Consider the following 13887-nt stretch of genomic DNA (forward strand, 5'->3'; position numbering starts at 1 on the left):
TAAGGGCCTTTACAGGAATTCGGTATACAGATACATCCTTCCCAGGGGTTGAACTCAAAGAAAAAGTATTCAAAGTTAGCCGTTTCTTGGGGAACTACGAAGGAGTACTCCAGGAACTTACTGCGGCTGCGATTGACGGAACATGAAATCGGGTTGGTAGGTATTAATGGTTTTGATCCATTTCTGTACCCAGGCCGCCCAGTGTTGGCGTTGCAGACTGACGGGTTCCGGCGGGTCGGGAAGACCGAAGGCCGGTTGCCGGGACTGCGTTTGCGTATATACGGGTTGCCTGGTCACCAGGGTTTTATATCGCTTACTGGCTTCCTTGAAATAAACAGGCATGGGTCGGTTGGTTAGATAAGATGCATACTGACCGCTTGGGTAGGAAAGTCCCCCGTGGTGTAAGGTAACCGGTTCAGCAATCGTACGCTCAAACGCGTTACCGGCGTGAATACCGTAGGCCGCGTTTCGTAAGGGAAGCACCCCTTCAAACAGGGCCGGAGCCATGTCCAGCCAGAGTTGGTCGGAACCCTGACCTTCGCACAAACGATAACCGCCCCGGGTTTCCAGATTCTGGCACCACCACGCCAGAAACGAATCCGTTATCGCATCCGGACGAATGGCCCAGATGCCGGAAAAATACGTTCCGTAGTTCAGAAAATATTTACTATCCGGAAATTGCGTATCCGGATGGGGCTGGAGCCATTGCGAAAACAGCACGGCTGGTCGTTGCTCAAGAGCTATGACTAGTTCGGTTAGCGGGCGGAGTACCTGCGTTTCGGGTTCCAGAAAAATCAGGGCATCCTGGTGTAAGAGATGCCGTCCCAGCCAGACCCGACTGATATGCAGAAATTCGGTTTTCGTATAGCGTTGAGCCAGGGGTAATAAACCGGGAATATCTCCGACCTGAATCATCCGTACATTAGCCGGAGCCGCTACGTCGAAGGGCTGATCCATCCATCCCACCCACAATAGAGAATCGGGATGATGCTGGGCCAGTTGATCGGCTAAGAAAAAGACCTGGGCTAGCTGCCGACTCCAGCACGCGGTAAAAAAATGAACAGACATACGTTTAGACAATCCGTTTGGTAAAGAGTTCCGTCATGCGGCGACCCGCCAGGTATTCCTGAATGGGCTGCCAGACCTCTTCAAAGGAGAGGGATGACGCCGGACCTTTCCGCTTCCAGATCACCCGGGCGTTGGTACCTTCTCCGTAACCTCCCGTGTACAAATTGAAATCTTCAAAATGGCCTAATTGGCCAATGAGCAGAAACCCGTACGTTCCTACCGCATTCGCCAGGTGAGCCGGGCCACTATCAACGCCCACAAAAAACTAGCCCGACGAATCACTTCGGCCGTTTCCAGGATACTCAGCTGGCCGCATAAATCGCGGAATTCGGGCGAGGAACTTTGAATTTGTCCCTTTAGCCCTACTTCCACAACGGGGCCAAAATCCTCCAGCACGCGAGCCGTTAACTGATTCCAGTGTTGGGGTTGCCAGTCTTTGACGGGCTGATGGGAGAACGTATGGAAAACAGCGAAACGGGTCGGAAGTTTGAGCGAGTCGATTTTCGTCCGTACCGTATCGGGAATGTACAGGCGAGGAGCTTCTGTACGGTCTGGTAGTGGCAATCCACCCGCCGCCGCAAACACTTCGGCCAGTCGGCCAAAATGCAGGTAATTGTGAATGGTTAGATTTTGCTGATCTGCGTGGGTATTGACCAGTCTTCTGTTGAGGGGAAAATACACCCGGTTTGATAAGTGCAGATTGTACAGTTGATCAAAGGGATTTTTCTCCAGCAACAGGCAGGAAAATAACACGTTTGGTTCTTCAATGCGATACGTAATGGCGGGATTATATTCAACCAGCTCCCGGAATGATTTCTTGACAATCCAGAAAATCTGGGCATCCGGATGCCGCTCCCGAATGGTACGTGCCAGCGGCTCACAGGCCACAATGTCGCCCAGGTGCTCGGCCATGAGTACACCAATGGTGGGTTTACCACTGGTGATTTTTACCCACTTAATCCAAACGCAGGCTTTCCAGAATTGAAGATACGTCCGCAGGATCTCGGAGTATTTTCGGTATCGATGTTGCCAGAGGGCAATGAATTTTTCCATACAAGCGAATCGCGTAGCCGCAGTACTTAGGCCTGCGGGTTTAACCAGTGAGCGACTTTTTCAAAAGGCATCCGCAGGGCTTTTCGAACCCGTAGTAATCGAATGAGTTTCTTGGGACGCACGTATACGCAGGGAAAAAGCCGGTAGTACGCGTTAAAATTCGCATTCATCCGTTCCGCGTAGTAGTCAAATAAAGGCCTTACGTCGGGTCGATTTTCGAAAGTAAACCGGTTCTGGTACCGTGAAATGGAATCGGGTGAAGTGGGCGAATAGCCAGAAAAATGAAAAAACTGTAAGGGCCAGGTATCGTTGATGAGCCATTGTCCATCGCGATACGTGAACTGCCTTTCGTGGAGATTCCAGTACGCTACGTTATGACCGGGATGCCGACTAATATACACGCCATCGAAATAGTGAGGTACATAATTAATCCACTTCTGATCGGTAAACAGCCCATTACAAATGTCATTATAGGCCTGATACGCCAGCTTTTCCGCCCACCAGTTAATAAATTGCTGCGTTTGATCGGTTTTCCGCAAAGCAATAAAACCCAGATTGAACGTACCCGTATTGAGCAGATCGCACTCGTTAGGCATACACGTGTCCGGAAACGGACTAAGGGTATGCGGCGTCAGTACAAACTGATGCTCCTGCAAGCGGTCGAGTAAGTACGTTAAGCGGGTAAAAACAATAATGTCCGGATCGAAGTAAATAAAATTCTGATAATCAGGATACTGTTTGTAGAAATGCTGAAAGAACAGGGGCTTTACCGCCGTATTCAGCTCCGTAATATCGTAATTCTTCTCCATCCACTCCCGGTTTGGAATGTGGATGCGATGGAGTTCCAGTAATTCAAAGGAAGGAATTTTGTCCGATTCGAAAGCTACTCCTTCGAGTCGGTCTACCAAACCAATGACGTAATGAATGTCGGGATTGGTAACCGCCAGCGATTCGCCCAGCGTACGAGCCTGGGCCAGGTAGTTAATCGAACAAATGGTAAAAGCAAGCGTTTTCAAGGGGTTGAAGCGTTAAGGGGCTCTTCCGCTTTGAGCGATGTAAAATCTAATTTTAATTAAAACGGCCAACCAGGCAGTCGTGTTTTTAACCGGCGGATTTCACCCGAACGTCTCAGGAATACGTTGCCCGCGTAGGCTTCGAGCCACGGGTTTCAGCCAGACTCTTTTCCAGCAGTTGCACAAACACCTGCATGGCATGGTCGTCCTGATGGCGGGTAAACACTTTTTCCCGAGCCTTGTTCCCCATGGCTTCCCGTAAGGCAGGGTCGCCGAGTAATTGGGTAATTTGCTGACTCATCATCTGCGTATCCAGGTAGTCGGCTACAAAGCCCGCATCGCTTTCCACGAAATCCGGAGCTCCACCCGACTGAGCAAAGCAAACGATGGGTTTGGCCAATAGGGCGGCTTCCAGCACCACCAGCGGATACGGTTCTTCCCGGGACGTCAGCACGAATACATCAAAGGTAGCCATGAAGTCGAAGGGCCGGTCGGAGTGCGGAATCAGATGGACCCGATCGCTGAGTCCCAGCCGACGCAGGTCTTCCGTAATCATGTGATACTCGACCTGATGCTCATGGCCGCCTACCCACACAAAATGCGTATTAGGCGTCGATTGCCGGGCGAGTTGCACGAAAACATCAATTCCCTTACGCCAGTCAAAGGTACCTACAGCTCCTACCAGCAGAGCCTGTTCCGGTAAATCCAGCAGTTGCCGGATTTGCTGGGTAGCTTCTGCGGAAGGCTGCAAATCCCAGGCTCCATCGGGAAGGAGCGAGGGTAGTACCGCAATGGACTCGGGTGAAATACCGAAACGTTCGATATACACCAGACGTTGAGCCTGCGAACAAGCCCAGTATTGACTAGTATGCCGAAGGGTCTGATTAAAACTCGAAGGGTCCGTATACATCGAAATACCCATGGGCATTTCGTGGGCATAAGTCACGATGGGGCAGGATACCAGGGGACGTAGCAGATTCAGTAGGTCGCCATTGGTAATGGTATTCGAGACAATCAGGTCGAAACCTTCATTCTGAATCTCCTGAAGCACCTGATCGTGAAAGGTTTTACGGTTCAATAAACGCGAAACCTTACTCCGCTGCTGGGTATCGCGGTGATACCAGTGGTAGACGGGAGCTACTCTTTCAAAATCCCGGATGAGCGTACCGCCGTGTTTGAGTAAAACTTTAAACTGATACTCAGGAAGTTGTTTAAGCTTCTTCAGAAAACGAAGCAACAAAATCTGTGCACCTGCCCGGTTGGCGTCGTGACTGATGAACAGAATTTTCTTCATAAGGGGATTAAGGGTTTATCGCTCAAACAAGGGGGCAAAAATACGACTCTTTCTCAGAAAGAAAGCCTTTTTCGTGGATCAAAGCTGTTGCATGATGGTTTCCCAGCGGGAAATAATCACGGAAACATCAAATTGTTGGGCTCGATTTTTCGCTTGTTCAGCATTGAAAATCAACTTTTTATTCATTACTTTCTGTAGGACAGTGACTACATCCCGTACGTTCCAGGAATCGACAACTTCGCCCATTCCTTCCTGCACAAACTCAGCCACACCACCCGAATTAAACGCGACGATGGGTTTTGCCAGAGCTGCCGCTTCAATCATTACCAAGGGAAACGGGTCCTCCCGGGAAGTCAGCAGAAAGCCGTTGGCGAGGGATAGATAGTGATAATAATCCTCCCGTTGCACGCCCAGTACATCAACTCGGACGCCCGAATTATGTTTTAATTTTTCCTGTGTATACGTTACGAATCCGTCATCAATAACCTGTCCCAACCAAATGATACGAGCAGGAGAGCCCTTTAACTGCTCCGCGAAATCGGGTAGGAGATCAAACCCCTTGCGGTACGTGCTTTGTCCGGACATTACCCATACGAACTCATGGGGCTGAATACCCAGTGATTGGCGAAGTTGCTGTACGCGGTCCGGCTGAATCTGAATGCGAGAATGATCGATGAGGGAATGGCAGAGTTCGATTCGCTGTCCACCAGCCTCACGGATACGCTGGCAAACAATTTCCGAGCAGCCAATGATGCGATCGCTTTCGGTAATTAATCGCCGGAATGCCTCTCCCTTCAAGGCCATGTATTCAAGGGGTAGTTCGTGAAAATGCGTCACTACCCGTACACCCAGCTCCTGAGCCAGCGGTAATAAGAAGGCCGGTACTAAGGTGTTCAGATACCAGATATCGGCTTTAAACTGTTTCTGTACGTTTCGCAGGTACCGGAAAATCGGGTTTTCGCCGAATTTATTTTGTAATTTCTGAACGACTGAAAAGTGGTGCGGAGCCGTAAACGTAGGAACATCCGGGGGAAGGTCATTCAGTAATTCACCGGGCTGCAGCGTACACAAGCCCAACTGAAAAAGATCCCGATTGAATCGATTCAGCAAATACCCCATCATCATTTCTGATCCGGTTCGACCTGCGTAGGGAGTGATAATCAGTATTTTACGAGTAGGCATAAGTGTACAGACTCAGGCAATGTTTTCTTCCGGTTTTATTTTGTAAAAACCCGGACGGTTGAATACCGTCGGCCAAAAATATCGTAATAACATTTGAAATCGCCGGGCAAAGCGACGTTGATTTTCCATTTCACTGCCCAAGGGTCGCCGATTCTTCAGATTCACAAAGGCTTTCCAGCCCGTAAAAATCGGAATCAATACCGCATAATTCAGCATGACGACCAGGTACGCCCCCACGCCGTATTGCTTACGTAACCAGAGGAGATTTGAGACCTGCATCTGTACGTTGAACCGATTGACGTAAGAAACATCCGTCCGGCGGAAGGGGGAGTCACTGGTGAGATGCAGGAAACCTAAATCCTTGTAGTACAACAGCTTCCCAACTTTACCGAGCCGGTACGACCATTCCACATCTTCACCGTACATAAAGAAACTCTCATCCAGAGCACCGACTTTTTGTACGGCTTCCCGACGTACCACCAGAAAGGCTCCTACGAGCCAGTCGTGCTGACGGGGATCGGTATATACCGTAGCGGGCAACATACGCTCCACCCAGGCCTGTAGGCGGATAGGAACGATGTAAAAAATGCGGCGAAACTCGGCAAAACTCTCAAAATAGGGTTGAGGGCTGCCATTCCCGTACAGTTGCATGGGAGCTGACGCAGCAACGTCCGGTTCAGCATCCATGCGTTCCACGCACACATCAATCGCATCCGTGTTTTGCAGCGTATCCGCATTCAGCAGCAGATAGTACCGACCCTGAGCCGCCTGAATGGCCCGGTTGTTGGCCCGGGCAAAGCCCGCATTGTAGCCCATATCGATCCACTGAATGTCGGGGTGTTGCTCCAGTACCTGAGCTTTACTCTGATCCTGTGAATCGTTATCCACCACAATCACTTCGTAACTGACCCGTTTGGTCCAGTCTTTAACGGACTGAATGGCCGCAATCGTCAGATCCGCACATTTATAATTAATAATCAGAATGGAAACATCAACCATACAAAAGGGCCGCTTCAAATCCGGCGTTTGATATACGATCACTCCAGTACGTACGCTTTTAACAGCTCATTCACTTGTTCTTTGGTGTTGAACATCAGCACATCTACGATACTCAACCAGGGGACAAAGTCTCCGCCCAACTGGGGATATTCTGCTTTTTCGGAACGAATAAAATTTAACCGAATCTGGTGTTCGGCAAACCGCTCGTGGCTGTACAGTTCTTTCCCACCAATGGGATTGATGTAATGATCCGCTTTTTCCTGCAAGCAGATGTCAAGAATGCGTTCCTGAGCCTTTAAATCCTGGTTCTCGTAAATCGTCGAACTGGGTACCAGCTTCGTCGTAATGCCCAGATACGTATTGATTTGTACCAGACTATTCAAGATATAGGTACTGATGTTTTCCTCCGGGAATTGTAAAATTTCCTCCAATACTGGATACACCGTCGCGTACTGCGGGGCTTTCCGGTACGTTTGCTGAATGGTCTTCAGCAATTTATCCCGCCATTTCTGCTGTGTATCGATGGAAATTTCCCGAATCAGTTTGTTCTGACTGGCATCTTTCAGTGGAATCGTAAACAGTTGGGCTTTGCCGTTATTGAGCAGGTTATTCCGATTGATCCAACCCCGGTTAATGAAGGCGACATCATCGTAAAGGACAAACGTATCCACCGCTTTCATTAGCTGAAAATAGCCAATGTACGGAAACAGATAGGGTTGCATGATGGCTAAAGTCATATCGGCTGGGTTCAAGGTAAAAGAAGGTTGATTGCTCTCTACGAATGAGAGAATGTACGAAGGATACTGAAGCGGGAAAGAGCAGAGCGTTCAATGTCTGCTCCTTCCCGGCTGTTTATTTCAATTTCCGGAGCCAGTAATCTTCCGCCGGAACGATCATCTTCGCTCGGGTAGCGGCTGTTGTATCCGTTCCGAGCCGGATGTCGCCGGGCTGGGGTTTGATCACGCTGGCCGCAAAAAACAGATATTCCGCTTCTTTGGGAATGGGCTGCAATCCACGTTCAAAAGGATTGATGGGAATGAGTTTCCGCGTCAGGTCTTTGCCGAACAGAGGATATTCGTAATCGTCGTTGATGTCCGCCAGAGCAACGGTCGCATGTTCAGGCACGATTCGATCAAAATTCTTGTACGCTGGTGTAATATCCTCACGGGCGTAAGACATACGTTCAATCCGACCTTCGTCAAACGCCGAAGGATGGCCGTTGTGAGCTACTGGCAGGCAACGTTCGTTCCACAATACGGCAAAAAATGCGGAAGCACAGGCGAGAGCAACAATGAATAAAATATAACTTTTCAGGACGAGTTCCCGCGAACCTAGTAAGGAATGCCGTTTGGTAAACAGGACCGTCAGGAAAGGAATCACGTAAATGCTTGTACTGATGAAGTACCGACCTTTGAACGGATCGTAGGGAGCCGAGTATGACAACGCAGCCGCGTGCAACAAAGCCGCTCCGGCCAGGAAAAGCAAGGGTTTGGAGCGAATAACCCCAAACAGCACCAGAAATACTAGCGGCCACAACAAAGCAAAACCCATGATGCCCCAGTAGGGTAGGCCATTCATGAAAATGTAATCCCGGTTGTAGCTGAACGGTCGGATCGTAAAATCCGTCTCTTCCCGAAGGCGTGCGTGTACCTTTCCTTCCAGCCATACAAACGGAGCTTTAAACCATTGATTAGGCCCTTCAATCACGCCGGGCAGGTTGGTAAGACCGTCCAGGTTCATGAAATCAAAACCGTACCGCAGGAAATTCCGGGTGCCTTGTTCGTAAAGATTTGGGCTAAAAATACCGCCGGCTCGTTCCACCGATTGGTGACGCGTAGCCGTTGGGGGGCCAATGGGGTGGTTGTACCGCTGAAGGTTAGACAGATAACCCGTAGGCAACGTAAACAGCAACACGCCGATAACCGCCGAGGTAAAGAAGTGCTTCAGCTGACCCAGGGAATATTTGACATTGGGCACACCGAATACAAAAACGTACAACGCCACCATGAATAACGAGGGGAATTGCAGAACCAGCGTGATCTTGTGACCCAGGCCAATACCAAAAATGAGTCCGGCCAGGTACAGATACCGGCGGCGGTGCGTCTGGTGGTAGGCAAACAGGAAGTACACCAGACAACTAACGTAACCCATCAGCACGATGTCGGTATCGGTCGTTGTAGACTGCAGGAGTACGTTCGGTAGCAAACCCATCGCCAGGGCACTGAATACACTGGCTGTGGTATTTCGGCTGATGGATTGAGCAATGCCGTAAGCCGCCAGTACGGAGATCCAGTAGCTGAGGTAATTGATGAGCTTGAAAGCATTCTCGATTTTTCCCGTAATCAGGTAGCTGTAAATCTGAATGCCGCAAACGCTACGGGGATAGGTGTCAATATTCCAGTTCGTACCGTAGAACGGAGCCATCGTACCCCGCTGAATGAAGTACATGACACGTACCAAATGGCCCGTCATACTGTCCCATTCATTCGGAACGGTGAACAGCACCAGCAGTAAACTAATCAGAGACACCGTAGCCAGTGTCGTGATCATTAAGCCGAAAACCACTTTCAGGTACAGCGACAGCTCTTTATACCAGATCCAGGTCTTTTGAAGCGTACTGCCCAGAAGACTGATCACAGAAAAATCCTCGTACTCCCGAATGAATACTTTCGAGAATAAGAGGTAAAAAATGAAAGGCGGAATGAATACAAAGCCCGCCCAGAAGCGTACATCCGCCGTTTTATGCAAAAACGATAAAATGAACCCGGAGACAATGATACTACCGGCAAAGACCGTAAATGCCGTGATGATTACATCTACTAAAGACTTTCGTGAGACCTGGGCGGCTACCCGGAAGCAGAAGCCCACGAACATCAGAAAGAGTAGGCGGTACAACCAATCCCACATGTTTGGTACTATTACAGGTTTTCGTTGATGATCGAAATAATTCGTTCGACGTCGTGATCCGGCAGATCCGGATACAGCGGCAGACTTAGGGCACGCACCGCCATATACTCCGAAACCGGGCATGACTGATGAGCGTGCAAAAAGCTCAACGTGTTTAAGGAAGGATAAAAATACCGACGAACGAAGATGTTCTGAGCGGCTAAGGCATCGCGTACCTTCAGCAAATCAGCTTCCGTTTCGAAGAAAACGGGATAGTACGCGTGATTCCACTCCACATCTGCCGGTATGGCAGGTTTTGTAAGCCTGTCCCAGTTCAGGTGCTGATCGTAGCTTTCCGTAACCCGACGGCGGCCTGCAATGATTTCATCCACCCGGGGCAGGTTACACAAACCCATCGCGGCATGAAACTCCGAGTTCTTGGCGTTAATGCCAATGTCGAAATAGTCATCCCCTACATGACCGAAGCTACGGTAGAGTTTTAACTGCTCGGAGAGTTCAGCATTAGGCGTTGTAATCATGCCACCTTCCACCGTATGGAATACTTTCGTCGCGTGAAAACTACAGGTCGAAACGTCGCCGTAACTCAGCAATGATTTACCTTTGTACTGAACGCCGAAGGTATGGGCAGCATCGTAAATGACGTACAGGCCATGTTGCTTGGCAATGGCTTCGATTCGTTCAATCTGGCAGGGAATTCCGTACACGTGCGTAGCCAAAATAGCCTGCGTTTTTGGCGTAATCAGGGCCTCAATGCAGTCCGGATCGATGCACAAATCTTCTTTCCGTATATCAGCGAAAATGGGTGTGGCATTTTCCCAGGCAATGGCGTGGGAGGTCGCACAGTAGGAAAAAGGCGTTGTAATCACTTCGCCCGTAATCCGGAGGGCCTTCAAAGCCATTTGCAGCACAATGGTACCATTGGAGCTGAAATGCAGGTGCTCAAGACCGAGGTATTGTCGCAATTTTTGTTCTAATTCCAGAACGAGCGGCCCCTGGTTGGTCAAATGATAGCGTTCCCAGATGCCGTTTAAGTACGCGATATATTCTTCTTGAGGAGGAAGGTAAGACTTGGTTACAAATATTTTCTCGCTCATACATTAACCTCCTCTGCCTGTTCGATAGTGAAGGGGAAATAGGGACGAACGGAACCCGGCCATTTACCGTACCAGGCCACTTCGCCGCGATAATCGTCAATTTCAAAAAGAATGGATTCCTGTAAGTGATAGAGTACCGTCGCGGCATCTTTCACAATCATCATCGTAATGGTATAGGTACCATCGTTGAGGAAGTTGCCGGGAAGTTCTACTTCACCCGTAATCAATCCGGGATTGGCATCGAGTTGGGGAGAGGCCAGATTAAAAATGGTTTCACCCGTCATCGAATTGAAGTGCATACTCAGGTTGAGTTTGGCATTCTTAACGAAATTCCAGAACTCGAACCGAACTCGAATCGGCGTACGTACGTCAATGCGGGTCTGAGTACCGGCGAGCGTAGGCATCAGTTCAATCTTCTTGATCCGTACCTGATCATTACCGGGAGCTGATTCGGGCGTAGTCCATTCCCGTACCAGACTGGTCTGGTTGATCTTGGACATGTAATCGGTAATGATCTGCCCCGTTTCACCGACGGCCACCATTTGGCCGCGGTTCATGAATACGGCTTTATTACACAGACTTTGTACGGCCGTGAGGTTATGACTGACGAACAAAATCGTTCGGCCGCTGTCTGATACATCCTTCATTTTGCCGAGACACTTCCGCTGGAATTCAGCGTCACCTACGGCGAGTACTTCATCGATGATCAGAATTTCGGGTTCGAGGTGAGCGGCAATCGCAAAACCCAGCCGCACAAACATCCCCGAAGAGTAACGTTTCACGGGGGTGTCCAGAAATTTCTCGATACCGGCGAAGGCTACGATTTCATCAAAGTGCTGCTTGATCTCGGACTGCTTCATGCCAAGAATAGCACCGTTGAGAAAGATGTTCTCGCGACCCGTAAGCTCCTGGTGAAAGCCCGTACCGACTTCCAGCAAGCTGGCGATACGGCCCCGAACCGTTACCCGGCCTTCGGTAGGCTCGGTAATCCGGCTGAGTACTTTCAGGAGGGTAGACTTACCAGCTCCGTTGTGACCAACGATTCCGATTCGGTCGCCCTGAGCTACGTCGAAACTTACATTTTTAAGAGCCCAGAATTCTTCTTTAACGGAAGTTTCCTGTGGCTTGGAACCGAAGAGCGATTGAAGGCTATTAACAACGGTTTCTTTCAACCCCGCCGGGCCACCATATTTTTTCTGGTGGTCGATGAAGTAGCGTTTACCTATATTTTCAACCTGGATGGCATTCATAACAGGGAAGGTTAACGGAGGGCTCCAGCCAACCTGTTGGTTGAGAAAAAGCTTTGAAGACTAAATATAGTCAACAAAACCGTTTTCGCGTTTACGGAAAAAAGCAACAGAACTAAGCACAACTACTAAAATGATAATCAGACTGGGGATAAAACTTTCCCAGTTGAACGGAGCAGTGCCCCCTAAAAGGGTCCAGCGAAAACCATCAATAATACCTACGATGGGATTCATATTGTAGAGCGGGTACCACCACTGATCGGCGTACTGCCGAATGTTCATGGAAGAGTACGCGACCGGACACGCGTAGAAGCCAAACTGGATAATGAAAGGCGTCAGTTGCGTAAAGTCACGGTACTTCACATTCATAACGGCCAGAAATAAACCGAAACCGAACGAAGCCAGGTACGCCATTCCTAAAAACAAAGGCAAAAAGATTAGTTGCCAGGAGGGCATAAAATCCTGCTTGAAATAGTACCAGAGGTACATGGGAATAATCAGGGCAAAGCCAACCAGGAAATCAACGAAGCCAACCATAACCGAACTGGTCGGTAGGATCAATCGGGGGAAGTAGACTTTCGAAACCAGGTTGGAGTTACTTAAAATACTGTGACTGACCTGCGAGAGTGAATTGGCAAAGAAGTTCCAGATCAGTACGCCCGCAAAAATAGCCAGCTTGGGCGGAACACCCGGTTCAAACTGCAAACCTGCTACTTTACCAAAGGCAAAAAAGAGGACTGCCGTCGTAAGTACGGGGCGAACGACACTCCAGACAATGCCCAGCACCGTCTGTTTGTAGCGAACGGTAATATCGCGTTTGGCAAGGATCCAGAATAATTCAGTAGATTTCCAAAACTCAGACCAGTAATTCTTCTGCGACCTGCCGTGTTCTATAATCGTTTCCTGGGTCATGAATTCTGCAATTTTTTCATCATGTTTTGATAGGTATGAATCAGGAACATGGCCGCCAACGACAGCACAATGCCCAGAGCAATCCCAATTTTAATGGCTTTTCCTTTAGGGTAGGGAGTAACCGGCAGCGGAAAAGTCGGCTCATCGATAATCATCACTAAGGGACTTTCCCGAATGAGCGAAGTACGCAAGGCGTCAATGTTCCGGATGGACTCCATGTATAAGCCCTGCAGATAAGTCGTATTCTGCGACAGACGCTGTTCGTTCACCCGACCCGAAGGCATAATCATGTATTGACTATAATCTTGAGATGAGGCTAATCTGCGTTCAGCTCCGGTTAGTTTCGTCAGTACCGAATCGCGACGGTGAACGTTCAAATCAAGCAGTTCCAGCGTTTTCTGACTTTGCGTTTCTTTGTAGAAATCAGTCATTCGGGCCAGCCAGGTTTCCACCATCAGCTTTGATAAGGTATCGGATTCAGTCTTGATGGATAACTCCATGAAGCTGGATTTCCGGTCTACGTTCTCAATCTGCAAATCCTGCGAGGCGTAATCACGGAACATATCCAGATAGGACATTTGAGCATTCGTGTACTCTTTGATGGGCTTATCCGGGAACTCGAATTTCTTACCCAGAAACTCTTCGTTTTTCGTACGACGCAGGGCTCCCGAGCGGTTTTTGTAAAAGTTAGCGAGCAGGTCCGTTTTGTTCCCAATCGTAACTTTCGTCAACATAACCCGGTTTCCAATTTTTTTGGAACGGAACAGCGAAACGAAGTTCGGTCCCGAGAACATATTCGCACTGGAGCCACCTCCCGACATACCGAGAGCACTCGCGAAGTTCGACAATTCTGAATTCCCTGAACCGCTTTCCAGGTTAAAAATCAGAGAGGCTTCGTACTGATCAGGTACTTCATTAACCTGGTCATAAATCCAGCCACCCAGACCGCCGAGCAGCACGCATATCAACAACAACCACCAATACTTAAGGATTGTTTTGAATACGGTATTGACATTATTAACCAGTTTCCGGGGGTCAAATGGGGGTGCCTGCTCTACGACAGCCACCTCTCCATTGGGCGTAAGTACGGGTTTATGAGATTCTTCTGTTGCCATAAT

At 49.2% G+C, this 13887-nt stretch carries 13 protein-coding genes; all 13 read right to left on the reverse strand.

What is annotated here, in order from left to right; translation table 11 throughout:
* Nucleotides 1-117 precede the first annotated feature (117 nt).
* Entirely contained in the window at nt 118-1068 is a 951-nt protein-coding gene (locus BWI93_RS26570; protein ID WP_094816960.1) for a hypothetical protein, read from the reverse strand.
* A gap of 4 nt (nt 1069-1072) precedes the next feature.
* On the reverse strand, nt 1073-1327 hold the full coding sequence (locus BWI93_RS26575) for a hypothetical protein (protein ID WP_094816961.1): 255 nt from the start codon (nt 1325-1327) through the stop codon (nt 1073-1075).
* Nucleotides 1285-2121 (reverse strand): glycosyltransferase family 9 protein, encoded by an 837-nt coding sequence (locus BWI93_RS26580; protein ID WP_094816962.1) that lies wholly within the window; start codon nt 2119-2121, stop codon nt 1285-1287. Before BWI93_RS26580 ends, BWI93_RS26575 begins: the two co-directional genes overlap by 43 nt.
* 26 nt (nt 2122-2147) lie before the next feature.
* Nucleotides 2148-3137: a glycosyl transferase gene (locus tag BWI93_RS26585; RefSeq protein WP_094816963.1), complete on the reverse strand. Its 990-nt coding sequence runs from the start codon at nt 3135-3137 to the stop codon at nt 2148-2150.
* Between the two features lie 112 nt (nt 3138-3249).
* A complete protein-coding gene (locus tag BWI93_RS26590) occupies nt 3250-4428 on the reverse strand; it encodes a glycosyltransferase family 4 protein (RefSeq protein WP_094816964.1) in 1179 nt (392 codons plus the stop codon).
* A gap of 78 nt (nt 4429-4506) precedes the next feature.
* Entirely contained in the window at nt 4507-5610 is a 1104-nt protein-coding gene (locus BWI93_RS26595) for a glycosyltransferase (RefSeq protein ID WP_094816965.1), read from the reverse strand.
* Between the two features lie 12 nt (nt 5611-5622).
* Nucleotides 5623-6609 (reverse strand): glycosyltransferase family 2 protein, encoded by a 987-nt coding sequence (locus BWI93_RS26600; protein ID WP_094816966.1) that lies wholly within the window; start codon nt 6607-6609, stop codon nt 5623-5625.
* A gap of 38 nt (nt 6610-6647) precedes the next feature.
* Nucleotides 6648-7346 (reverse strand): WbqC family protein, encoded by a 699-nt coding sequence (locus BWI93_RS26605; RefSeq protein WP_094816967.1) that lies wholly within the window; start codon nt 7344-7346, stop codon nt 6648-6650.
* A gap of 115 nt (nt 7347-7461) precedes the next feature.
* The gene (locus tag BWI93_RS26610; RefSeq protein WP_094816968.1) at nt 7462-9516 is read right to left on the reverse strand and encodes a glycosyltransferase family 39 protein; all 2055 of its coding nucleotides are present in this window, start codon (nt 9514-9516) and stop codon (nt 7462-7464) included.
* Nucleotides 9517-9527: 11 nt separating this feature from the next.
* The gene (locus BWI93_RS26615) at nt 9528-10610 is read right to left on the reverse strand and encodes a DegT/DnrJ/EryC1/StrS aminotransferase family protein (protein ID WP_094816969.1); all 1083 of its coding nucleotides are present in this window, start codon (nt 10608-10610) and stop codon (nt 9528-9530) included.
* The gene (locus tag BWI93_RS26620; RefSeq protein WP_094816970.1) at nt 10607-11860 is read right to left on the reverse strand and encodes an ABC transporter ATP-binding protein; all 1254 of its coding nucleotides are present in this window, start codon (nt 11858-11860) and stop codon (nt 10607-10609) included. The genes BWI93_RS26615 and BWI93_RS26620 overlap by 4 nt, the downstream gene beginning before the upstream one ends.
* Before the next feature lie 60 nt (nt 11861-11920).
* Nucleotides 11921-12769 (reverse strand): ABC transporter permease, encoded by an 849-nt coding sequence (locus BWI93_RS26625; protein WP_094816971.1) that lies wholly within the window; start codon nt 12767-12769, stop codon nt 11921-11923.
* Entirely contained in the window at nt 12766-13884 is a 1119-nt protein-coding gene (locus tag BWI93_RS26630; RefSeq protein WP_094816972.1) for a hypothetical protein, read from the reverse strand. Before BWI93_RS26630 ends, BWI93_RS26625 begins: the two co-directional genes overlap by 4 nt.
* Nucleotides 13885-13887 lie beyond the last annotated feature (3 nt).

Source organism: Siphonobacter sp. BAB-5385 (assembly GCF_002261125.1).
Classification (GTDB): Bacteria; Bacteroidota; Bacteroidia; order Cytophagales; family Spirosomataceae; genus Siphonobacter.